Genomic DNA, 20,467 nt, shown 5'->3' on the forward strand with positions numbered 1-20,467 from the left:
CCGGGCCGCTTTCTGCCGGGGCGCCCACGGGTAATGCCCCGTGCGACGGGCACTGAAACGACGGGGAAACGTGCGGCTTGTGGCCACGGGTTTCCGGTGGGTTTCGCCGTGGGCGGTCGGCCTGCGGCGAGGAGGGCGGGTACGTCCTCCTACGACGGTAACCCCGGCACGCGCGGACGGCCCCCCGCGCTCCTGCTGCGGGGGGCCGTGGCGGTGCGCGGGTGTGTCAGGGCGTCTTGGACGACGCTTCTTCGCTGTCCGGTTCCGGAGCGGATTCCGGCTCGGAGTCCGCTTTCGTCGCCGACTCCGGCTCCGGCTCCTCGGCGTCCTCCGCGGCGGGCGGCTCCGCGCCGTCCGGTACGTAGCCGGGCTCGACGACCTCCTCGCGGCCGGGCCGCTTGCGGCCCACCAGGACGAAGTAGACGACGGCCGCGACGAAGACGACGATCGCCGTCCAGTCGTTGAGACGCATGCCCAGGATGCGGTGCGCGTAGTCGACCCGCATGTGCTCGATCCAGAACCGCCCCACGGTGTACGCGGCGACGTACAGCGCGAAGGCCCGCCCGTGGCCGAGCCGGAAGCGGCGGTCGGCCCACAGCACGAGCAGCGCGACGCCGACGCACCACAGCGACTCGTACAGGAAGGTCGGGTGGTACGTGGCGATGTCCGGCGTGGCCTCCGGCCGGTGCGCCGCGTCGATCTTCAGCGCCCACGGCAGATCGGTGGGCCGGCCGTACAGTTCCTGGTTGAACCAGTTGCCCCAGCGGCCGACCGCCTGCGCGAAGGCGATGCCCGGCGCGATGGCGTCGGCGTAGGCCGGCAGCGCGATCCCCCGGCGGCGGCAGCCGATCCAGGCGCCGAGCGCGCCGAACGCGATCGCCCCCCAGATCCCGAGCCCGCCCTGCCAGATCTTGAAGGCGTCGACCCAGTCCTTGCCGTCGGTGAAGTACAGCTCGTAATCGGTGATCACGTGGTACAGCCGGCCGCCGACCAGACCGAACGGCACCGCCCATACGGCGATGTCCGCGACCGTGCCCGGCCGGCCGCCGCGGGCGACCCAGCGCTTGCCGCCGAGCCACACCGCCACGAAGACGCCGATGATGATGCAGAACGCGTAGCCGCGCAGCGGAATGGGCCCGAGGTGGACGACTCCGTGCGAGGGGCTGGGGATGAATGCGAGTTCCATGGCAATGACCGACGCTACCCTGCCGGACGGGAAGAGCGGCAACCCGCCCGGCTACGTATGGATAACGGACCGGCCTCAGGAGGCCGGGGTCGCGGTCACCGTGCCCGCCTTCTTGCCCTTGTTCGCGTCCGTCACCATCTGCTTGAGGGAGTCGGGCGTGAGATTGCTGGTGCTGCCGTAGATGCTCTTGCCGTTCAGCAGAATGGTCGGCGTGGAATTGAAGCCGGAGGAGCCGAAGGCGCTGTTGGACTTCTTCACCCACGAGTCGTGCGTGCCGTTGTTCACGCAGGCGGTGAAGGTCGGCGTCTTCAGTCCGTCGACCTTGCCCGCCAGGTCCAGCAGGTGGTTCTTGTCGGAGAACTTGTCGTCCTGCTCGTCCGGCTGATTGCTGTAGAGCACGTCGTGGAAGGCGCGGAATTTCCCGGCGTCCTGGGCGCAGGCGGCGGCGTTCGCGGCGTCCAGCGAGCCGGAACCGCCGAGATTGCCGTCGATCAGCGTCACCAGGTGGTATTCCGTACGGATCTGGCCGCTGTCCTCGAGGCTGTGGATGGTGGGGGTGAAGGTCTTCTCGAAGGCGTCGCACGCCGGGCAGCGGAAGTCCTCGTAGATGGTCAGCACCGAGGGCGCGTCGGCGGCGCCGACCGGGATGACCACATTGTCCTTGCCGGTGGCGCCCTTGGGCGCGGCGGCGGGCGTGGAGTTCTTGTCGCTGTCCTTGTGATTGGCGACGACCACGCCGATCACGGCGGCGATGGCGAGGACGGCGACCACCCCGCTCGCGACCACCAGGGTGCGCTTGCGCCGGGCGCGGGCCTGCTCTTTCTCACGCTGCTCTCGCAGGGCCTCGCGGGCGCTGCGCTTTCCGTCACGGTTCTTCTGGCTCACGTCCCTGACCAACGGTGCGGGAGGGCACTTCAGCGCCCTCCCGCACCGCGATTCGCCCCAACGTGTTACATCGGGCCGGGTTTGCCGGGGTCACCGCCCGGACCGGGGGACGGCGCGGTCAGCGCTTGCGGACGCCCTCGGCCAGTTCCGCGGCCAGGGTGCGGACACCGTCGAGGGCGGCGGGCAGATCGCCGTCCGCGTCCAGGATCCGCTTGACGAAGGCCGAGCCGACGATCACCCCGTCCGCGAAGGACGCGACCTCGGCGGCCTGCACCGCGTTCGACACGCCGAGGCCCACGCAGACCGGCAGGTCGGTGGTGGCACGGGTGCGGCGTACGAGGTCGGCGGCCTGGTCGCCGACGCTCTCCCGGGTGCCGGTGACCCCCATCAGGGAGGCGGCGTAGACGAAGCCGCTGCCCGCCGCGGTGATCCGCGCGAGCCGTTCGTCGCGGCTGGACGGCGCGACGACGAAGACGGTCGCCAGGCCCCGCTGCTCGGCGGCCTCGCGCCACACCTCGGACTCCTCGACCGGCAGGTCCGGCAGGATGCAGCCCGCGCCGCCCGCCTCGGCCAGCTCCTCGGCGAACCGCTCGGCGCCGTAGCGGTCGACCGGATTCCAGTAGGTCATGACCAGCACCGGCTTGCCACTGGCGGCGTGCGCCTCCCGTACGGTGCGCAGCACGTCGGCGATCCTGACGTGGTTCTTGTTCAGGGCGATGTCGTCGGCGGTCTGGATGACCGGGCCGTCGAGCACCGGGTCGCTGTGCGGCAGCCCCACCTCGACGACGTCGGCGCCGCCTTCGAATGCCGCCTTGACCGCCTCGATCCCGCCGTCCACGGTCGGGAATCCGGCGGGCAGGTACGCCACCAGCGCGGCCCGGTCCTCGGCCTTGGCGCCGGCCAGGGTCCGGCTCAACAGCTCTGCGTTGCCGCTCACTTGACCGCCACCTCGTTGTCCTCGTCGACCTCGGCGGTCGCGTCGTACAGCCCGAAGTAGCGGGCCGCCGTGTCCATGTCCTTGTCGCCACGGCCCGAGAGATTGACCAGGACCAGGCCGTCGGGGCCCAGCTCGCGGCCGACCTGGAGCGCGCCGGCCAGGGCGTGGGCGCTCTCGATGGCGGGGATGATGCCCTCGGTACGGGACAGCAGCCGCAGCGCCTGCATCGCCTCGTCGTCGGTGACCGCGCGGTACTCGGCGCGGCCTGAGTCCTTGAGGAAGGAGTGCTCGGGACCGACGCCGGGGTAGTCGAGTCCGGCGGAGATCGAGTACGGCTCGGTGATCTGGCCCTCGTCGTCCTGGAGGACGTAGGAGCGGGAGCCGTGCAGGATGCCGGGCTCGCCCTCGGTGAGGGTGGCCGCGTGCTCGCCGGTGGCCACCCCGTGGCCCGCGGGCTCGCAGCCGATCAGCCGGACCGCGCCGTCGGGCAGGAAGGCGTGGAACAGGCCCATGGCGTTGGAGCCGCCGCCGACACAGGCCACGGCCGCGTCCGGCAGCCGCCCGGCGCGCTCCAGCAGCTGACGGCGTGCCTCGACGCCGATCACCCGGTGGAAGTCGCGCACCAGCGCGGGGAACGGGTGCGGCCCCGCGACCGTGCCGAAGAGGTAGTGGGTGCGGTCGACATTGGCGACCCAGTCGCGGAACGCCTCATTGATGGCGTCCTTCAGGGTGCGGCTGCCGGAGGTGACGGCGACGACCTCGGCGCCGAGCATCCGCATCCGGGCGACGTTGAGCGCCTGGCGCTGCGTGTCGATCTCGCCCATGTAGATCGTGCAGTCCAGGCCGAAGAGCGCGCAGGCGGTGGCGGTGGCCACGCCGTGCTGGCCCGCGCCGGTCTCGGCGATGACGCGGGTCTTGCCCATCCGCTTGGTGAGCAGGGTCTGGCCCAGCACATTGTTGATCTTGTGCGAGCCGGTGTGGTTGAGGTCCTCGCGCTTGAGGAAGACCCGGGCGCCGCCGGCCTCCCGGGCGAAGCGCGGCACCTCGGTGAGGGCGCTGGGGCGGCCGGCGTAGTTGACCATCAGGTCGTTCAGCTCGGCGGCGAAGGCGGGGTCGGACTTGGCCTTGTCGTACTCGACGGCCACCTCGTCCACGGCGGCGACCAGCGCCTCCGGGATGAATTTGCCGCCGAAGGCCCCGAAGTAGCCGGCCGGGGTGGGGACGGATCCGTCCGGATCCGGATGGAAGAAGTCCTGTGCTGCTGCTGGCGTTTCTGGCATGGGGATGTCCCTGGCTGTGCGCCGCACGGCGAGGTACGGCGGGGTGTGGGCATGACGTCGCCCCGAGGGCGTGGCTGTGCTCGCGGACTCAGCCGCGGCGCCATCGCCTGCCGTTCACCTGCCCGGGCTCGCACCCGATCACGTACCGCACCCGCCGTCCCAGCACCTTGCGCGCGGGCGCCCGGCAGCCGCGGGGGCGGCACCCGGGTGCGAGACGCGAGGCGAGGGACATGGCGGTGAGTCTAGCGGCCGAACCGCAGCGCCGGATGCGCGCCGGCCGCCACCAGATCGGCGACCGCGGCCCGCGGGTCCTTGCCGGTGACCAGCGACTCGCCGACGAGTACGGCGTCGGCCCCGTCGTTGGCGTACGCGATCAGGTCGTGCGGCCCGCGCACCCCGGACTCGGCGATCTTGACGATGTGGTCGGGGATCTCGGGTGCGACCCGGGCGAAGTTGCCCCGGTCCACCTCGAGGGTCTTCAGATTGCGCGCGTTGACCCCGATGATCTTCGCCCCGGCGTCCACCGCCCGCTCGACCTCCTCCTCGTCGTGCACCTCGACGATCGGCGTGAGGCCGATCGACTCGGCCCGCTCGACCAGCGAGACCAGGGCCTCCTGGTCCAGCGCGGAGACGATCAGCAGCGCGAGGTCGGCGCCGTACGCGCGGGCCTCCCACAGCTGGTAGGCGGTGACGATGAAGTCCTTGCGCAGCACGGGGATGTCGACCTTGGCCCGGACGGCCTCCAGGTCGGCGAGCGAGCCGCCGAATTTGCGCTGCTCGGTGAGGACGCTGATCACCGCCGCGCCGCCCGCCTCGTAGTCGGCGGCGAGTCCGGCCGGGTCGGCGATCGCGGCGAGCGCGCCCTTGGACGGGCTGGACCGCTTGACCTCGCAGATCACCTTGACGGCGTCGCCGCGCAGCGCGGCCACCCCGTCCCTGGCGTCGCGTGCCTTGGCGGCCCGCTCCTTGAGTTCGTCGAGGGTGACGCGGGCCTGCCGCTCGGCGAGGTCAGCGCGGACTCCGTCGATGATCTCGTCGAGCACACTCACGCGAGAGCTCCCCTTCCGGACGGGCCGGGTTCGTACTGCCGGATGATCAAGCAGCGAAACGATCAAGCCAATGGTGGGAACCACCGGCACTCCGATGGTATCGGGATGCGGGCCCGGGGCCCGCATCCGGGGATTCGCGGTCCCACTACCTGGACAAACACCTTCCGGGACGCGGACCGCCGCGGACGCCGTTCAGGGGATCAGCGCGCCGCCGAACGGCAGATTCCGGACAACGGTGAAGGCCAGCACGAGCGCGCCGAGGGCCCAGCCGTACGCCGGGCGCAGCGCGGGTTCGAACGGCCGGCCGCGCGCCCGGCGGCCGAACCAGACCGTCCAGACCACGGCGAAGACGACGTATCCGGCGACCGCGAGCGCGTTGCAGCCGAGCGCGGTGCCGAGGTGGCCGTGGGCGACGGCGTAGGCGCTGCGCAGGCCGCCGCAGCCGGGGCAGTAGACGCCCGTGTAGTGCAGCAGCGGGCAGGCCGGATAGTGGCCCGGCGTATTGGGGTCGACGCTGCCGACGTACGCGAAGGCGGCGGCGACGGCGCCGAGGACGCCCAGCGGTACGGCGACCCGGGCGAGCGCGCCGCCGGGCGCGGCGGGAGCGGGGCCGGTCGCGGGGCGGGCCTGGACGGCCGTGTCGTCGGTCACAGCGCCGATTCTGCCCCCGGACGCACGAAGGCGCAGCACGCGGACCCCGGGGCGGGGGCCGGCGGCTGCGCCCGGTGGGCGGCCCGGCTCAGGCGCTCGCGTTGGCCTCGGCCGGGGTCTCGGCGGGCGTCGCGGACTGGGCGGTGACCGCCTCGGCCGCCTCGGCGCGCGCGGTCCGCACCTGCGGGTCCTCCTTCTTGCCCAGGCCCATGACCCGCATGGCACCGCCGACGACGGCGCCGAGCAGGATGACGCCGATGCTCGCCCAGAAGGGGACCGGCTGGGCGGCGACCATGAAGAGGCCGGCCGCGCAGAAGCCGATGAAGGAGATGATCACGCCGGTCCACGCGGCGGGGGTGTGTCCGTGGTCGTGATGGACCGCCATGTGTGCTCCCTGAGTCCTCGTCGCCGGCGGCGTCCTTGTGACCACCGACGTCCTCTCCATTGTTGCGCGTCTTCCCGCCCCGCCGTGCACGGGGGTGGGCCGGGAAGGGTGTGTCGTACGTCGCCCCGCGGCGGCGCGGGTCAGCCGGCCGCCTGGGTGGGGTCCTCGCCGCGGTCCAGGGCCTTCCACAGGTCCTCGGCCCGGTCGGGGTCGACCGGAGCGGGCCGGGCGGCGGCCCGGCCGCGGACCGAGGGGCGGGCGCCGGGCCGGTCGTAGCGGCTGGACATCGCGGGCCAGGCCGCCCCGTACCGCACCGCGAGCAGGCCGGCGACCAGCAGCAGGACGCCGCCGGCCACCGCGACCAGCGGCCAGCCGGTGGTGCTGGTGTGCCCGGCGGTGGCGTGGGTGAGGCCGGACGCGGCGGCGGCGCGCTCATTGAGGGCGCCGGTGGCCGAGCGGCGGGCCAGCACGATCACGATCACGCCGAGGCCGCTGAGCGCGAGCAGCCCGGAGACGGCGTAGCGGCCGAACCGGCGGACGGCGAAGACGGCGACCAGGGCGGCGAGGCCCACCAGGGCCAGGGCGCCGGGCAGGGCGGTGGCCTGACTGCCGGTGGCGTGCACCGGCAGGGTGCCCTGGCCGAAGGCGGCGGTGCCGCGCGCCCAGGTCTTGCCCGCCGCGAGCAGGACGACACTGGCGCCGATCACGCCGCAGGCGAGCGCGACGGCGAGGGTCCGCATGGCGGCGCGGCGGGCGGCGGCGCCGGTGCTCGCCCCGGCGTCCGCTCCGGTGCTCGCCCCGGTCTCGGTCTCGGCCCCGGTGCCGGTGTCGGTCTCGGCCCCGGTGTCGGTCTCGGCCTGGATGTCGGTCACCCCTCCACTATCGCCTGTCCTCGCGGCGGCCCCTCGGGCGGGGTCGCGGGGAGGGCCGGGACGGCGGTGCGGCCGGCGGCCGAAAGACGCTGTGTCGATCCTGTGTGATCCCGGCACACCGGCCATGACGGCTGTTCGATCCGATATCAGGACGTTGCGATTTCACACCTGCCGAAAGGTCAACGGGAGGCCATGAGTTGCTCAACTCCCTTATAGCGCAGGCAAAACGGAGGTATAGCTTCCGAACCCCTCCTTGTTGACGTGCGCCGGTCACCGTACGTTCTCGGCCGTCCCACTAATTCCTACTCGCACCAATGGCACCACCAGTCACGCACCCGCAGCCCCCAACCCCACACACGGGAGGCATTAGTTGCGTTCGATCACCCTCACCCGCACCGCCCGCAGGACCGCGCTCGCGGTCGCCGCGGCGGGCGGCCTCGCCCTGTCCGGATTCGCCCTCGCGCCCACCGCCGGGGCCTCCCCCGCGGCGCACGGCGTCGACACCGCACGCTCCTGTGCGGTCAGCAGCCATCCCGACGTGATGGCCTGCAAGGCGCTGAAGGTCACCAAGGGCATCAGCACCCTCAAGAAGTCCACCGGTTCCGTGGACCCGGCCGCGGCCCCCTCCGGCTTCGGCCCCGCGGACCTGCAGAGCGCGTACGGCCTGCCGTCCTCCGGCGGGTCCGGCGCGACGGTGGCCATCGTCGACGCGTACGACAACCCCAACGCCGAGGCGGACCTGGCGACCTACCGTTCCACGTACGGTCTGCCCGAGTGCTCCACCGCCAACGGCTGCTTCTCCAAGGTCGGCCAGTCCGGCAGCTCGTCCTCGCTGCCGAGCCCCGACGCGGGCTGGGCCGAGGAGATATCGCTCGACCTCGACATGGTCAGCGCCGCGTGCCCCGACTGCCACATCCTGCTGGTCGAGTCGGACGACTCGTCGATGACCAACCTGGGCGAGGCCGTCAACACCGCGGTGTCGCTGGGCGCGAAGTACGTGTCCAACAGCTACGGCGGCGGCGAGTCCTCCTCCGACCCGTCGTACGACAGCTCCTACTTCGACCACCCGGGCGTGGCGATCACCGTCAGCGCCGGTGACAGCGGCTACGGGGCGGAGTACCCGGCGGCCTCGCAGTACGTCACCGCGGTCGGCGGCACCTCGCTGACCAAGGACGGGTCCAGCCGCGGCTGGTCCGAGTCGGTGTGGAGCGGCACCGGTTCCGGCTGCTCGGCCTACGACGCGAAGCCGTCCTGGCAGACGGACTCGGGCTGCGGCAAGCGCACCATCGCCGATGTCTCGGCGGTCGCCGACCCGGCCACGGGGGTCGCGGTCTACGACACCTACGGATCGGACAGCGGCTGGGAGGTCTTCGGCGGCACCAGTGCCTCGGCTCCCCTGATCGCGTCCGTCTACGCGCTCGCCGGTACGCCGTCCTCCGGGTCCTACCCGTCGTCGTTCCCGTACGCCCACACCGACGCCCTCAATGACGTCACCAGCGGGTCGAACGGCTCCTGCGACAGCACCTACCAGTGCAACGGCGGTGACGGTTACGACGGCCCCACGGGCCTCGGCACCCCGAACGGCACCGCCGCCTTCACGGGCTGACGCCCTCGGAACACGGCGCCCGACAGGGGCGCGGGGACCTGCGCCAGGCGCAGGTCCCCGCGCCCCTTGGTGTCTGCTCCTCCGCGAAGAGCGACTCAGCGCGGCAGACGGTTGGCGGTGGCGACCGCCCTGAGCACGGCGGCGGCCTTGTTGCGGCATTCGGTGTCCTCGGCCACCGGATCGCTGTCGGCGACGACACCCGCGCCGGCCTGGACGTAGGCGGTGCCGTCGCGGAGCAGCGCGGTGCGGATGGCGATGGCGGTGTCGGAGTCGCCGGCGAAGTCGAGATAGCCGACGCAGCCGCCGTACAGCCCGCGCCGGGACGGCTCCAGCTCCTCGATGATCTGCATGGCGCGCGGCTTGGGCGCGCCGGAGAGCGTGCCGGCCGGGAAGCACGCGGTGAGCACGTCGAAGGCGGTACGGCCCTCGGCGACCCGGCCGGTGACGGTCGAGACGATGTGCATCACATGCGAATAGCGCTCGACGGACATGAAGTCGACGACCTCCACGCTGCCCGGCTCGCAGACCCGCCCCAGGTCGTTGCGCCCGAGATCGACGAGCATCAGGTGCTCGGCGCGCTCCTTGGGGTCGGCGAGCAGCTCCTCGGCGAGCGCGGTGTCCTCCCGCGGGGTCGCGCCGCGCGGCCGGGTGCCCGCGATGGGGTGCACCATCGCGCGCCCGTCCTCGACCTTGACCAGCGCCTCGGGGCTGGAGCCGACGACGTCGAAGCCGCCGCCCTCGCCCTCGGATTCGCCGGGGAAGCGGAAGAGATACATGTACGGGCTGGGGTTGGTGGCCCGCAGCACCCGGTAGACGTCCAGCGCGGACGCCGTGCACGGCGTCTCGAAGCGCTGCGAGGGCACCACCTGGAACGCCTCGCCCGCCCGGATCCGCTCCTTCACGTCGTCCACCGCGCGCTGGTATGCGGCCCCGCCCCACAGCGCGGTGTACTCCGGCAGTTCGGACGGCGGCAGCGCGACCGGGGCGTACTCGGCGGGCTGCGCGAGGTCGGCCTCCATCGCGTCGAGGCGGGTGACGGCGTCCGCGTACGCCTCGTCGACCCCGGTGTCGCGGTCGTTGTGGTTGATCGCGTTGGCGATCAGCAGGACGGTGCCGTCCCAGTGGTCAAGGACGGCGAGGTCGGAGGTGAGCAGCATCGTCAGCTCGGGCAGCCGCAGATCGTCCCGGGTGTGCTCGCCGATCCGCTCCAGGCGGCGGACGATGTCGTAGCCGAGGTAGCCGACCATGCCGCCGGTGAACGGCGGCATCCCGGCGGCCAGGTCGCGCGGGGTGTGCAGCGCCTCGACGGTGACGCGCAGCGCCTCCAGGGGGTCGCCGTCGACGGGCACGCCGACCGGCGGCGCGCCGAGCCAGTGCGCCTGTCCGTCGCGCGCGGTCAGCATGGCCGCCGACCGCACCCCGACGAACGAATAGCGGGACCAGGAACGCCCGTTCTCCGCGGACTCCAGCAGGAAGGTGCCGGTGCGCTCCCCCGCGAGCTTGCGGTACAGCCCCACCGGGGTGTCGCCGTCGGCGAGCAGCTTGCGCGTCACCGGAATCACCCGGCGGTCGACCGCCAACTTCCGGAAGGTCTCAAGGTCCATGCGCCGAGATTAGTCGCCGCCGCCCGGGCACGGCCAAGCGCCGCGTCTCCGGACAGGCCCTAGCCCAGCGGCAGCGGGCCGGCCTCGAAGCACGTGCGGTCGCCGGTGTGGCAGGCGGCGCCGACCTGGTCGACCTTCACCAGCAGGGTGTCGCCGTCGCAGTCGAGGGCGACGGACTTGACGTGCTGGACGTGGCCGGACGTGTCGCCCTTGACCCAGTACTCCTGGCGGCTGCGGCTCCAGTACGTGCAGCGGCCGGTGGTGAGGGTACGGTGCAGCGCCTCGTCGTCCATCCAGCCGAGCATCAGCACCTCACCGGTGTCGTACTGCTGGGCGATGGCGGGTACGAGACCGTCGGCCGTGCGCTTGAGGCGGGCGGCGACTTCGGGGTCGAGCGAGGTGGCGGGCATGGTGACCATTCTGCCGCCGATTTTCAAGAATTCGAAAAGCGTCAATAACCGGCAAAGAGGACAAGTGAGTTGACCGGCATCCGGTTGCCGCTCGCTCATGTCACCCGTATGGGGCATCCTGCCGTCATGGGTTTTCCACCACCGCCGCCAGAAGGTTCGCCGCCCCCTCCCGACCAGGGGGGCGGTTTCGGGCCACCGCAGGGCTTCGGCCCCCCACCTCCCCCTCCGCCGGGTAACGGCGGTTATGGCTATCCGCAACAAGGCGGCGGTCAGAACTACGGTTATCCGCAGGACCCGACGCAGGCCGCGCCGGGACCGTACGGCCAGCAGCAGGGCGGTTACGGCCAGCCGGGCCCGCCCGGACCGCCGGTGCCGCCCGGTGGTTACGGCTACCCGCAGGGTCCCGGTGGACCCGGCGGTTACCCGCCGCCGCCTCCGCCGAACAACAACAAGCGCAATCTGCTGATCGGTCTCGTGGTGCTCCTCGTGGTCGCCGGCATCGGCACCGCCGTGGCGCTGTCCGGTGGCGGGGGCGACGACAAGGACCAGGCCAACAAGCCGACCGGCACGCCGACGGTGACGCTGCCGACCGGTCTGCCGACGGACATGCCGACCTTCAGCACCGAGCCGATACCGAGCTTCACCGAGCCGTCGGACGACCCGATCGAGACGCCGACCGACGACCCGTTCACCGATCTGCCGACCACCACTCCGACGGAGAAGGTCGTGCCGTACGTGGTGCTCTCGCCCGGCAAGTGCTTCGACGCGCCGACGCTGACGCCCACCATCGACACGGTGACCACCAAGTCGTGCAGTTCCGCGCACGACGGCCAGGTGGTGGCCAACGAGACGCTGTCCGGCACCTTCACCGACGACCAGGACATCCAGTCCAAGGCGCTGGAGCTGTGCACGGCCGACGCCAAGAAGCACCTGCCCGCCGACGGACGGCTGTACTACCCGTACGCGCTGTTCCCGAAGCTGACCACCTATGAGTTGCAGGGCCGCAAGACGGTCACCTGCTCGCTCACCCTGAACAACGGCACCAACAGCAAGAAGCTCTACGCCCCGCTGGGCTAGGCCCGGGGACCGGCCGACCCGTGAGTACGTCATCGGGCCCGGCCGCCGGCCTGTCGTCGTGGGGACAGCAGGGCGGGGAGCGGACGTACCGGCCGCGAGGTCGTAATCTGGCGTCATGTCGACACATGCCCAGCGTGAACGTCTGCTCCTCGCCGATCTGCTGGAGCAGGCGGGCCCGGACGGCCCGACATTGTGCGAGGGCTGGTCCACCCGCGATCTCGCCGCCCACGTGGTGGTACGCGAACGGCGCGGCGACGCCGCGGCGGGACTGATCGTCCCGCAGCTCGCGGACCGGCTGGAACGGGTCCGCAAGGAGTACGCGCGCAAGCCGTACGAGGAGCTGATCCAGCTCATCAGGACGGGTCCGCCCAGGCTGTCGCCCTTCTCCATCAAGCAGCTGGACGAGGCGTCCAACACCGTCGAGTTCTATGTGCACGCCGAGGACGTCAGGCGTGCCGTGCCCGACTGGACACCGCGGGCCGTGGACGCGGTCTTCGCCGACGCGCTGTGGGCCCGGCTGGAGCGCACCGCCCGGCTCGCGGGCCGCAAGTCGCCGGTCGGCCTCGTCCTGCGCCGCCCGAACGGCCAGACCGCCGTCGCCCGCAAGGGCTCCCCCGTCGTGACCGTCACCGGCGACCCCGCCGAACTGACAATCTTCGCCTCCGGCCGCCAGGACGCCGCCAAGGTCGAGGTGGACGGCGACAAGGACGCGGTGGCCAGGCTCTACGACGCCAAGCTCGGCCTGTAGCGGTTCTCTCCCCTACCGGCGCCGCCTCAGACCGCGGTGGCGCCGGCCACCAGCGTGCTCGCGAGGCGGGAGAGCGCGGCGCGCTGCTCGTCGCCGAGGTGCGCGGCGAGCGCCCGGATCCGTCGGCCCGCGTCCTCCTCCAGCGCCCGGGCCGCCGCCCGCCCCTCGTCCGTCAGCGTCACCTGGACGGCGCGGCGGTCGCGCGGTGACGGCGCGCGGCGCACCAGTCCGCGACGCTCGGCCCGGTCCACGAGACCGGTGACGCTGGACTTGTCCAGCTCCAGATGGCGGGCCAGCTCCTGCATCCCGGGCTCCCGGTCGCGCAGCACGCCCAGCAGGCGGAGCTGGATCACGGACAGGCCCAGCTCGGCCGCGACCTTGGCGAGGGCGCCCTGCACCAGGAAGGACAGCTGGGCCAGGCTGTCGACGATCCCCAGGTCAGGGGCTTGGGCGGGCGGGTCCGCGGGTGCGGTGTCGGTCGGCATGGCCCCATCGTACTTGACTTAGTACGTGGCACCAATTAATTTGGTTGGTGTCACGTACTAAGTCCGTGCGCCGCCTTCCGTGAGGAGTCGTCATGTACGCCGCCGTCGTCCGCTCGTTCGACCACCCGCCGCGCTACGAGGAGTTCGAGGCCCCGCGGCCCGGTGACGGGCACGTCCTGGTGGACGTGCTCGCCGCCGGACTGCACCCGCGGGTCCGCTCGGGTGCCGCGGGCACGCATTACACCAGCGACGGGAAGCTGCCGCTCGTTCCGGGGGTCGACGGTGTCGGGCGGCTGCCCGACGGCAGCAGCGTCTACTTCGTCGCCGGGGACGACGTGCCCGGCACCATGGCCGAGCAGGCGCTCGTCGACCCGCGGCGCGCCGTCGCGCTGCCCGCGGACGCCGATCCGGTGGTGGTCGCCGCCGCCATGAACCCGGCGATGTCCTCCTGGGTCGCGCTGCGCCGCCGGATCTCCTTCCGGGCGGGGCAGAGCGTGCTCGTGCTCGGCGCGACCGGCAACGCCGGGCAGATGGCCGTGCAGATCGCCCGCCGTCTCGGGGCGGCGCGGGTCGTTGCCGCCGGGCGCGACGCGGACCGGCTCGGTCTGCTCGGTGACCTCGGTGCCACGGAGACCGTCTCCCTCGCAGGCGACCCCGAGGAAGCCGCGGAGCGGCTGGGGGCGGCCGCGGCGGATGTCGACGTCGTGATCGACTACACCTGGGGCGAGCCCACGCAGCGGGCCATGCCCGCTCTTCTGAAGCGGCGGGCGGACCGGAGCGCGGCGCTCGACTGGGTCCAGATCGGGTCCGTGGCCGGGGCGGAGATCGCCTTGCCGTCGTTCGTGCTGCGGGCCGCGAATCTCCGCATTCTCGGCAGCGGGCAGGGCTCGGTCACCGCGGCGGGTATCGTCGCCGAACTCCCTTCCCTCATCGCCGAGCTTCCCTCTCTCGCCGTCTCGGCCCGGTCCGTCCCCCTCGCGGACGTCGAATCCGCCTGGACCGCTCCCGCCGCCCCGGGCACCCGCCTCGTCCTCACCCCGCGGTAACCCGCCTCCTCCGGAGAGGGGTGCCCGATAGGGGCATCCCCGTGCGCAGAGGTGCCGTCACGCAGTGACTTTGGCCAGGAAGGCGTCCAGGTTGCGGAGAGTACGGGAAATCTGCTCTTCCAGGGTGAGGGTCTCCTCGAGCCGCTTGACCAGGGCGGAACCCTTCTTCCCACGGACATAGAGCGGGCACGCGAGGTCGGCGCACATGTAGAGAGCGACGGTGTTGCCCTGGCGGCCGGCGGGGCCGGCGAGCGGGGCGGCGAGGAGGTCGACCCCACCGCCGGAGTGCCCGGTCAGGCAGAGCGAACAGAGGCTGCTGCGCAGCAGATTGCGGCGGGCACCGGGGGCGACCCGGAGGGTGATGCCGAGCGGCTCGGCACCGGGACGTACGAGATAGGCCCGGTCACGGGCGCCCGGGTCGCGCCAGCCGAGGAAGTCCAGGTCGGCCCACGGCAGCTCGCCCAGGTCACGCGGCAGGCTGATCCGCTTGGCCTCCCCCTTCGAGCAGTTGACGAACGAATTGCGGATGTCTGCTTCACCGAGGGGGTCCATGGACGCGAAGCTAACAGCGCTCCCCCGCACCCGTCACAGCATTTTCCGCCGGTCAGGCGGTCAGCAGGTCAGCCGCGGGCGGCGCCGGCAGGCTCCGGCGTACGGTCCGCGGAGTCGGCGGCGTCCGCGGCGCCCTCCTCCGGAGCCGCGCCCGCCTTGCGCGGCAGTTCCGCCGCCCGGACCGCGGGCGTGAGCAGACCGAGCAGACCTCCGGTCATCCCGAGGCCGGCGCTGGCCAGGAAGACCGGGCCCGCGCCCCAGAGGCCGACGGCCGCGCCGAACAGGGGGTAGGCGAGCGGCGCGAGGCCGAAGCTGCTCAGGCTCATCACGGAGGTGACCCGGCCGAGGTAGGCGGCCTCGGCGGCCGACTGGACGAGGGCGTAGCCAAGGCCCCCGCAGATACCGCAGAGCAGCCCGGTGGCCAGGGCGACGGCGACCGCGAGCGGCAGCGCGGGCACCACGCCGATCAGGCCGACGCCCGCGGACCCGGCGAAGAGGGTGCCGATCTGCACAGCCCCGGCCCGCGCGATCCGCCCCCGTACGGTGAGCAGCAGCGCGCCGGCCGCCGCGCCCGCGCCGAAGCACGCGATGATCCAGCCGTAGCCGGTGGAACCCCAGCCGCGGTTCTGGGTGAGCAGCACCATGCCGACGTTGAGCGGGCCGACCAGGCCCAGTTCACAGAGCGCGCCGGAGACGACCAGCGGTCCGACCAGCCGGTGGCGGCGTACGTAGCGCAGCCCGTCGACCAGTTCCCGCCAGGCGCCGCTGTCCCGGCCGGTCTTCGCCGGTTCGCCGGACGACGGGGACGGCAGCGGGCCGATCCGGGTGGTGACCAGCAGCGGCACGGATGTGGCGAAGAGCAGGCCCGCCACGGTGAAGGCGGCGGTGGCGCCGCCGAGGCCCATCACGAGGCCGCCGGCCGGCGGCCCGACGATGGTGCCGAAGCGGATGGTCAGGGCACGCATGCCCTGGAGCCGCATCAGCTGGTCGGGAGCGACGATCCGCGGCGGCAGCGCGCCCACCGCGGGCATGAAGAGCGCGTCCACGACGCCGAAGAGCAGCGCGACGACGACCAGCAGCCACAGGCCCGGCGAGGCCAGGGCGAGCGCCGCGGCCGCGCCGAGGATCAGCGCGCAGCGCACCGCGTCGCTGCCGATCACCACCCGGCGCGGCCCGAAGCGGTCGGCGACCACTCCCCCGCCGAGCATCAGCGCGGCGCGCGGCACCGCGCCCGCCGCCATCACCAGGCCGACCTGCGTCGGCGGCGCGACCTTGGCGGCGGCGAAGCCGAGGGCGAGGAAGTAGACGCTGTCGCCGAGCATGGACGCGGTGTACGCGGCCAGCCAGCGCAGCACGTTGCGGTCCTTGTGGGCGGGCCGGTCGGGCGGGGCGGATATCGCGGTCGCGGTCATGGTGCGGCCCTCCCTGGGCATGGCGTACGGAACGGGGCTGCCGGTGGTGCGCGGACGGGACCTGCGGGGGCCGGGTCGCTACGGGCGGAAGGGGAAGCCGTACATCTGCACGGCGACGAATTCCCGGCCCTCGGTGTCGCCGGCGTCGTCCGCGGCCGTGCCGCGGTCGGCCCAGCGCCGCATCAGCTCGCCGATCTCCTCGGCCATCTCCCGCAGTTCCGGGGCGGTCAGCCGCGGCATGTACTCGGAGCTGAAGGCGGCGTCCGACCACTGCGCGGGCCAGGCGCCCTGCTGGTTCAGATACTGCTCGTAGCGCTCGGCGCGGGTCGCCAGCAGCTGCCTGGTGACCTCGTTGAGCACCGCGGCGCCCTCGGGCCGGTCGGCGAAGTCCGCGCTGCGGAAGGAGAAGCCGCGCTCGGAGGAGAGCTTCCACCAGCGCTCGCGGCCGTCGCTGCCCTTCTCCGGCGCCTCGACGATGAAGCCGTGCGCGGCGAGCTTGCGCAGGTGGTAGCTGACCAGCGACACCGCCTCGTCCACCTGGTCCGCCAGCTGCGAGGCGGTGGCGGACCGCGCGGTGAACAGGGCGCGGTAGAGCTGGATGCGCAGCGGGTGTGTGAAGACCTTCAGCGCGTCGAGATCGGTGATGCGCTGGGCCTCGGGCCGCGGGGTGTCGTCGTTGTCCGGCATGCTCACCACGGTAGATACGAAAGAAAAATTGCGCAACGGAATTTGCGCAACTTCTCTTTCTCATCTGTTCCCCGGCCGCGGGCCCGTCGCCCCCGGCAGGATGGCGGCCATGTCACTCGACGGCACCCGCGCGCATCTCCGCGGCCCCGGCGACCTGCCGCCGCTGGTCGAACGCGCCGCGCGCACCGCGCGGCAGCTCGGCTTCCCGTACTCCTGCCGCCCCGAGCAGGGCAGGCTGCTGCGGGCGCTCGCCGCGGGCGCGCACCGTATCGGCGAGACCGGCACCGGACTCGGGGTGGGGCTGGGCTGGCTGGTCACCGGGATGCGGGCCGACGCCACCGCGGTGAGCGTCGAGCGCGACCCGGAGCGGGCCGCGAAGGCGGCCTGGCTCTACTCGGAGCTGGCCCCGCAGGTCACGGTCGAATGCGGCGACTGGACGGCCATCGCCGCGCACGGCCCGTTCGACCTGCTGGTCCTCGACGGCGGCGGCCAGGGAAAGGACGGCGGTCCTGCGGCCGACCCGGTGGAGCTGCTGCGGCCCGGCGGCGTGCTCGTCGTGGACGACTTTACGCCCGCCGTCGGCCGGCCGCCCGTGCACGACGGGCGGCCCGACCGGGCGCGGCTGCACTGGCTGGAGCATCCGGCGCTGCGCTCGGTGGAGATCCCGCTCGCCCCCGACCTGGCGGCGCTGGTCTGCACCCGCCGCGCGGACTGAGCCGGGGCCGGCCGGAACCGCGCGGGGCGACCGTAGAGGACCGCGCGGGGCGACCGTAGGAGCCCGGAAAAAGGGGCTCAGCGCACCGGGTGGCCGGCCTCCCGCAGCGCCGACTTGACCTCGCCGATCCGCAGATCGCCGAAGTGGAAGACCGACGCCGCCAGTACCGCGTCGGCGCCCGCGGCCACCGCGGGCGCGAAGTCCGCGAGCCGGCCCGCGCCGCCGGAGGCGATCACCGGGACGGTCACCCGTTCCCGTACGGCCGCGATCATCTCCGTGTCGTAGCCGTCCTTGGTGCCGTCCGCGTCCATCGAATTGAGCAGGATCTCGCCCGCGCCCAGGTCGGCGGCGCGCTGCGCCCACTCCACCGCGTCGATGCCGGTGCCGCGCCGCCCGCCGTGCGTGGTGACCTCGAAGGTCCCCTCGGGCGTGCGCCGGGCGTCCACCGACAGCACCAGCACCTGGCGGCCGAAGCGCTCGGCGATCTCCCGGATCAGCTCGGGCCTGGCGATGGCCGCGGTGTTGACGCCGACCTTGTCCGCGCCCGCGCGCAGCAGCCGGTCCACGTCGTCGGCGGTGCGCACCCCGCCGCCCACGGTCAGCGGGATGAAGACCTGCTCGGCGGTGCGGCGGACCACGTCGTACGTGGTCTCCCGGTCGCCGGAGGACGCGGTGATGTCGAGGAAGGTCAGCTCGTCGGCGCCCTCGGCGTCGTACAGCTTGGCCATTTCCACCGGGTCGCCGGCGTCCCGCAGATTCTGGAAGTTGACCCCCTTGACGACGCGGCCGTTGTCCACGTCGAGGCAGGGGATGACTCGGACCGCGAGGGTCATCCGACGGCTCCTCTGTAGGCTTCGATCTCCACCTCGACCAGGATCCGGGAGTCGGTGAACCCGGCCACCACGACCATGGTGGCGGCCGGCCGTACGGCCCCGAACAGCTCCCGGTGGGCGCGGCCGACGTCGTCGGCGTCCCTGGCGTGGCTGATGTACATACGCGTGCGGATCACGCTGTCCGGGCCGAGGCCGAACGGCTCGACCGCCGCCAGCGCGTTGCGGAAGGCGAGCAGCGCCTGCTCGTACGGGCTGCCCTCGCCGCGTACCGCGCCGTCGACCAGGGGCATGGTGCCGGACACCAGGACCCGGTCCCCCGCCGCGACGGCGCGGGCGAAGCCGATGGTCTCCTCCAGCGGGCTGTCGGACTGTTCGCGCCGTACGGCAGGGGTCTCGGTCATCGTGATACCGCCTCCAGGGCCTCTTCCAAGGTGAACGCCTTGGCGTAGAGCGCCTTTCCGACAATCGCACCCTCCACGCCCTGCGGAACAAGAGAAGCGATGGCCCGCAGATCGTCAAGGGACGAAACGCCACCGGAGGCGACCACCGGCCGGTCGGTGGCCGCGCAGACCCCGGCGAGCAGTTCGAGGTTGGGGCCCTGGAGCGTGCCGTCCTTGGCGATGTCGGTGACGACGTAACGGGCGCAGCCCTCGGAGTCCAGCCGGGCCAGCGTCTCGTACAGGTCGCCGCCGTCCCGGGTCCAGCCGCGGCCGCGCAGCGTCGTGCCGCGGACGTCGAGGCCGACCGCGATCCGGTCGCCGTGCTCGGCGATGACCTTGGCGACCCACTCCGGGGTCTCCAGCGCGGCCGTGCCCAGATTGACCCGGGTGCATCCGGTGGCGAGCGCCGCGGCGAGCGTGTCGTCGTCGCGGATGCCGCCGGACAGCTCGACCTTGATGTCCATCGAGCGGGCGACCTCGGCGATCTGCGCCCGGTTGTCGCCGGTGCCGAAGGCCGCGTCGAGGTCCACCAGATGCAGCCACTGCGCGCCCGCCGCCTGCCAGGCCAGCGCGGCGGCGTGCGGGTCGCCGTAGGACGTCTCGGATCCGGACTCGCCGTGCACGAGGCGGACGGCCTGGCCGTCCCGGACGTCGACGGCGGGGAGGAGTTCGAGCCTGTTCATCGCGTTGCGTCCTGGTCGTCGAAGGGATGTCGAAGAGATGTCGAAGGATTGCGGTGAAAGGGAGATGGGGATGCGGTGCGCGGAGGGCGGGTCCCGCGGCGCCGCTCAGAGGGTGTCGAGCCAGTTGGTGAGCAGCTGGGCGCCGGCGTCGCCGGACTTCTCCGGGTGGAACTGGGTCGCCCACAGCGCGCCGTTCTCCACCGCGGCCACGAACGGCTCGCCGTGCGTGGCCCAGGTGACCTTGGGCGCGCGGATCGACGGATTGTGGGTGTCCAGCGACCATTCGCGCACCGCGTAGGAGTGCACGAAGTAGAAGCGGGCGTCGGCGTCGAGCCCCGCGAACTGCCGGGAGTCGGCGGGCGGGCGCACCGTGTTCCAGCCCATGTGCGGCACGACGGGCGCCTTCAGCGGTTCGACGGTGCCGGGCCACTCGTCGAGCCCGTCGGTCTCCACGCCGTGCTCGATGCCGCGTGCGAAGAGGATCTGCATACCGACGCAGATGCCCAGCACCGGCCGCCCGCCGGACAGCCGGCGGCCGACGATCCAGTCGCCGCGCACGTCCTTCAGGCCCGCCATGCAGGCGGCGAAGGCGCCGACGCCGGGGACCAGCAGTCCGTCGGCGTTCATCGCCCTGTCGTAGTCGGCGGTGATCTCCACCTCGGCGCCGGCCCGGGCCAGGGCCCGCTCGGCGGAGCGGATGTTGCCGAAACCGTAGTCGAGGACGACGACGCTCTTGGGGTTCGCAGCCATGGGGTCCTTCCCGCTAGAGCTGGAGGAGCCCGGCCGCCAGCGCCATCACGGAGCCGATGGCCAGGATCGCGATCAGGCTCTTGGACTGCTTCTGCTGCCAGAAGGAGTAGACGCCGCCGGCGAGGAAGAGACCGAGCAGGATGAAGAGCGTGGAGTAGGTGTTCACAGCTTCTT

Annotated in this window: 25 protein-coding genes; 5 read left to right on the forward strand and 20 right to left on the reverse strand. The window is 72.6% G+C overall.

Translation table 11 applies throughout. The features are described from left to right. Positions 1-226: 226 nt before the first annotated feature. The 9 genes from lgt to BM076_RS17460 form a co-directional block, all read right to left on the reverse strand. A complete protein-coding gene (gene lgt, locus BM076_RS17425; protein ID WP_093714479.1) occupies positions 227-1,186 on the reverse strand; it encodes a prolipoprotein diacylglyceryl transferase in 960 nt (319 codons plus the stop codon). Positions 1,187-1,261: 75 nt separating this feature from the next. Further along, a complete protein-coding gene (locus tag BM076_RS17430; protein WP_093714480.1) occupies positions 1,262-2,071 on the reverse strand; it encodes a DsbA family protein in 810 nt (269 codons plus the stop codon). A gap of 118 nt (positions 2,072-2,189) precedes the next feature. Then, entirely contained in the window at positions 2,190-3,008 is an 819-nt protein-coding gene (gene trpA / locus BM076_RS17435) for a tryptophan synthase subunit alpha (protein ID WP_093714481.1), read from the reverse strand. Next, positions 3,005-4,288, reverse strand: coding sequence for a tryptophan synthase subunit beta (gene trpB / locus BM076_RS17440; protein ID WP_093714482.1), 1,284 nt, complete (start codon positions 4,286-4,288; stop codon positions 3,005-3,007). Before trpB ends, trpA begins: the two co-directional genes overlap by 4 nt. A gap of 88 nt (positions 4,289-4,376) precedes the next feature. Next, positions 4,377-4,520 (reverse strand): tryptophan biosynthesis modulator TrpM, encoded by a 144-nt coding sequence (gene trpM, locus BM076_RS38305; protein ID WP_407640668.1) that lies wholly within the window; start codon positions 4,518-4,520, stop codon positions 4,377-4,379. 10 nt (positions 4,521-4,530) lie between these two features. Next, positions 4,531-5,337 (reverse strand): indole-3-glycerol phosphate synthase TrpC, encoded by an 807-nt coding sequence (gene trpC / locus BM076_RS17445; RefSeq protein ID WP_093714483.1) that lies wholly within the window; start codon positions 5,335-5,337, stop codon positions 4,531-4,533. Positions 5,338-5,529: 192 nt separating this feature from the next. Further along, positions 5,530-5,988 (reverse strand): DUF2752 domain-containing protein, encoded by a 459-nt coding sequence (locus tag BM076_RS17450; protein ID WP_245796118.1) that lies wholly within the window; start codon positions 5,986-5,988, stop codon positions 5,530-5,532. 88 nt (positions 5,989-6,076) lie between these two features. Beyond that, positions 6,077-6,373, reverse strand: a complete 297-nt coding sequence (locus BM076_RS17455; protein WP_093714484.1) for an HGxxPAAW family protein — start codon at positions 6,371-6,373, stop codon at positions 6,077-6,079. Positions 6,374-6,513: 140 nt separating this feature from the next. After that, a complete protein-coding gene (locus BM076_RS17460; protein WP_093714592.1) occupies positions 6,514-7,113 on the reverse strand; it encodes a TIGR02234 family membrane protein in 600 nt (199 codons plus the stop codon). Positions 7,114-7,624: 511 nt separating this feature from the next. Here BM076_RS17460 and BM076_RS17465 point away from each other — a divergent pair. Then, positions 7,625-8,851, forward strand: a complete 1,227-nt coding sequence (locus BM076_RS17465; protein ID WP_093714593.1) for a S53 family peptidase — start codon at positions 7,625-7,627, stop codon at positions 8,849-8,851. Between the two features lie 95 nt (positions 8,852-8,946). Here the strand turns inward: BM076_RS17465 and BM076_RS17470 are convergent, their stop codons facing one another. Both BM076_RS17470 and hisI read right to left on the reverse strand, forming a co-directional pair. Further along, complete coding sequence (locus BM076_RS17470; protein WP_093714485.1) at positions 8,947-10,455, reverse strand: anthranilate synthase component I; 1,509 nt, start codon at positions 10,453-10,455, stop codon at positions 8,947-8,949. Positions 10,456-10,514: 59 nt separating this feature from the next. Next, positions 10,515-10,874: a phosphoribosyl-AMP cyclohydrolase gene (gene hisI, locus BM076_RS17475; RefSeq protein ID WP_407640669.1), complete on the reverse strand. Its 360-nt coding sequence runs from the start codon at positions 10,872-10,874 to the stop codon at positions 10,515-10,517. A 360-nt stretch (positions 10,875-11,234) separates the two neighbouring features. Between hisI and BM076_RS17480 the strand changes: the two genes are divergently transcribed. Next, positions 11,235-11,942, forward strand: a complete 708-nt coding sequence (locus tag BM076_RS17480) for a hypothetical protein (protein ID WP_093714486.1) — start codon at positions 11,235-11,237, stop codon at positions 11,940-11,942. Between the two features lie 115 nt (positions 11,943-12,057). Further along, positions 12,058-12,690, forward strand: a complete 633-nt coding sequence (locus BM076_RS17485) for a TIGR03085 family metal-binding protein (protein ID WP_093714487.1) — start codon at positions 12,058-12,060, stop codon at positions 12,688-12,690. Between the two features lie 26 nt (positions 12,691-12,716). Here the strand turns inward: BM076_RS17485 and BM076_RS17490 are convergent, their stop codons facing one another. After that, the gene (locus tag BM076_RS17490; RefSeq protein WP_093714488.1) at positions 12,717-13,175 is read right to left on the reverse strand and encodes a MarR family winged helix-turn-helix transcriptional regulator; all 459 of its coding nucleotides are present in this window, start codon (positions 13,173-13,175) and stop codon (positions 12,717-12,719) included. Positions 13,176-13,267: 92 nt separating this feature from the next. Here BM076_RS17490 and BM076_RS17495 point away from each other — a divergent pair, with 92 nt between their 5' ends. Beyond that, complete coding sequence (locus BM076_RS17495) at positions 13,268-14,221, forward strand: quinone oxidoreductase family protein (RefSeq protein ID WP_093714489.1); 954 nt, start codon at positions 13,268-13,270, stop codon at positions 14,219-14,221. Positions 14,222-14,278: 57 nt separating this feature from the next. Here BM076_RS17495 and BM076_RS17500 read toward each other — a convergent pair whose 3' ends face one another. The 3 genes from BM076_RS17500 to BM076_RS17510 all read right to left on the reverse strand — a co-directional run bounded on the left by BM076_RS17500 (position 14,279) and on the right by BM076_RS17510 (position 16,872). Then, the gene (locus BM076_RS17500; RefSeq protein WP_093714490.1) at positions 14,279-14,773 is read right to left on the reverse strand and encodes an FBP domain-containing protein; all 495 of its coding nucleotides are present in this window, start codon (positions 14,771-14,773) and stop codon (positions 14,279-14,281) included. A gap of 68 nt (positions 14,774-14,841) precedes the next feature. Next, on the reverse strand, positions 14,842-16,185 hold the full coding sequence (locus tag BM076_RS17505) for an MFS transporter (RefSeq protein ID WP_093714491.1): 1,344 nt from the start codon (positions 16,183-16,185) through the stop codon (positions 14,842-14,844). 78 nt (positions 16,186-16,263) lie between these two features. Beyond that, positions 16,264-16,872 carry a winged helix-turn-helix domain-containing protein gene (locus tag BM076_RS17510; protein WP_093714492.1) on the reverse strand — a complete coding sequence of 203 codons (609 nt, stop codon included), beginning with the start codon at positions 16,870-16,872 and terminating at the stop codon, positions 16,264-16,266. 109 nt (positions 16,873-16,981) lie between these two features. Between BM076_RS17510 and BM076_RS17515 the strand changes: the two genes are divergently transcribed. Then, complete coding sequence (locus BM076_RS17515) at positions 16,982-17,587, forward strand: class I SAM-dependent methyltransferase (protein ID WP_093714493.1); 606 nt, start codon at positions 16,982-16,984, stop codon at positions 17,585-17,587. A gap of 77 nt (positions 17,588-17,664) precedes the next feature. Here BM076_RS17515 and hisF read toward each other — a convergent pair whose 3' ends face one another. The 5 genes from hisF to BM076_RS36660 form a co-directional block, all read right to left on the reverse strand. Continuing rightward, positions 17,665-18,420 carry an imidazole glycerol phosphate synthase subunit HisF gene (gene hisF / locus BM076_RS17520; protein ID WP_093714494.1) on the reverse strand — a complete coding sequence of 252 codons (756 nt, stop codon included), beginning with the start codon at positions 18,418-18,420 and terminating at the stop codon, positions 17,665-17,667. Further along, positions 18,417-18,821: a Rid family hydrolase gene (locus BM076_RS17525; RefSeq protein ID WP_093714495.1), complete on the reverse strand. Its 405-nt coding sequence runs from the start codon at positions 18,819-18,821 to the stop codon at positions 18,417-18,419. Before BM076_RS17525 ends, hisF begins: the two co-directional genes overlap by 4 nt. Further along, positions 18,818-19,543 carry a bifunctional 1-(5-phosphoribosyl)-5-((5-phosphoribosylamino)methylideneamino)imidazole-4-carboxamide isomerase/phosphoribosylanthranilate isomerase PriA gene (priA, locus tag BM076_RS17530; RefSeq protein ID WP_093714496.1) on the reverse strand — a complete coding sequence of 242 codons (726 nt, stop codon included), beginning with the start codon at positions 19,541-19,543 and terminating at the stop codon, positions 18,818-18,820. The genes BM076_RS17525 and priA overlap by 4 nt, the downstream gene beginning before the upstream one ends. 105 nt (positions 19,544-19,648) lie before the next feature. After that, positions 19,649-20,293, reverse strand: coding sequence for an imidazole glycerol phosphate synthase subunit HisH (gene hisH, locus BM076_RS17535; RefSeq protein ID WP_093714497.1), 645 nt, complete (start codon positions 20,291-20,293; stop codon positions 19,649-19,651). 13 nt (positions 20,294-20,306) lie between these two features. Next, the gene (locus BM076_RS36660) at positions 20,307-20,459 is read right to left on the reverse strand and encodes a hypothetical protein (protein WP_177246484.1); all 153 of its coding nucleotides are present in this window, start codon (positions 20,457-20,459) and stop codon (positions 20,307-20,309) included. Between the last annotated feature and the right edge of the window lie 8 nt (positions 20,460-20,467).

This window comes from Actinacidiphila alni (assembly GCF_900112845.1).
Taxonomy (GTDB): Bacteria; Actinomycetota; Actinomycetes; order Streptomycetales; family Streptomycetaceae; genus Actinacidiphila; species Actinacidiphila alni.

Excerpts from the sequence above, each read along its gene's own strand:
- hisF (WP_093714494.1), bottom strand. The coding sequence starts at position 18,420 with ATGACCCTCGCGGTCCGAGTCATCCCCTGCCTCGACGTGGACAACGGC.
- BM076_RS17515 (WP_093714493.1), top strand. The coding sequence starts at position 16,982 with ATGTCACTCGACGGCACCCGCGCGCATCTCCGCGGCCCCGGCGACCTG.
- hisH (WP_093714497.1), bottom strand. The coding sequence starts at position 20,293 with ATGGCTGCGAACCCCAAGAGCGTCGTCGTCCTCGACTACGGTTTCGGC.
- BM076_RS17510 (WP_093714492.1), bottom strand. The coding sequence starts at position 16,872 with ATGCCGGACAACGACGACACCCCGCGGCCCGAGGCCCAGCGCATCACC.
- BM076_RS17460 (WP_093714592.1), bottom strand. The coding sequence starts at position 7,113 with ATGCGGACCCTCGCCGTCGCGCTCGCCTGCGGCGTGATCGGCGCCAGT.
- trpB (WP_093714482.1), bottom strand. The coding sequence starts at position 4,288 with ATGCCAGAAACGCCAGCAGCAGCACAGGACTTCTTCCATCCGGATCCG.
- priA (WP_093714496.1), bottom strand. The coding sequence starts at position 19,543 with ATGAACAGGCTCGAACTCCTCCCCGCCGTCGACGTCCGGGACGGCCAG.
- BM076_RS17525 (WP_093714495.1), bottom strand. The coding sequence starts at position 18,821 with ATGACCGAGACCCCTGCCGTACGGCGCGAACAGTCCGACAGCCCGCTG.
- BM076_RS17495 (WP_093714489.1), top strand. The coding sequence starts at position 13,268 with ATGTACGCCGCCGTCGTCCGCTCGTTCGACCACCCGCCGCGCTACGAG.
- BM076_RS17470 (WP_093714485.1), bottom strand. The coding sequence starts at position 10,455 with ATGGACCTTGAGACCTTCCGGAAGTTGGCGGTCGACCGCCGGGTGATT.
- BM076_RS17485 (WP_093714487.1), top strand. The coding sequence starts at position 12,058 with ATGTCGACACATGCCCAGCGTGAACGTCTGCTCCTCGCCGATCTGCTG.
- lgt (WP_093714479.1), bottom strand. The coding sequence starts at position 1,186 with ATGGAACTCGCATTCATCCCCAGCCCCTCGCACGGAGTCGTCCACCTC.
- trpM (WP_407640668.1), bottom strand. The coding sequence starts at position 4,520 with ATGTCCCTCGCCTCGCGTCTCGCACCCGGGTGCCGCCCCCGCGGCTGC.
- BM076_RS17505 (WP_093714491.1), bottom strand. The coding sequence starts at position 16,185 with ATGACCGCGACCGCGATATCCGCCCCGCCCGACCGGCCCGCCCACAAG.
- BM076_RS17490 (WP_093714488.1), bottom strand. The coding sequence starts at position 13,175 with ATGCCGACCGACACCGCACCCGCGGACCCGCCCGCCCAAGCCCCTGAC.
- BM076_RS17455 (WP_093714484.1), bottom strand. The coding sequence starts at position 6,373 with ATGGCGGTCCATCACGACCACGGACACACCCCCGCCGCGTGGACCGGC.
- hisI (WP_407640669.1), bottom strand. The coding sequence starts at position 10,874 with ATGGTCACCATGCCCGCCACCTCGCTCGACCCCGAAGTCGCCGCCCGC.
- BM076_RS17500 (WP_093714490.1), bottom strand. The coding sequence starts at position 14,773 with ATGGACCCCCTCGGTGAAGCAGACATCCGCAATTCGTTCGTCAACTGC.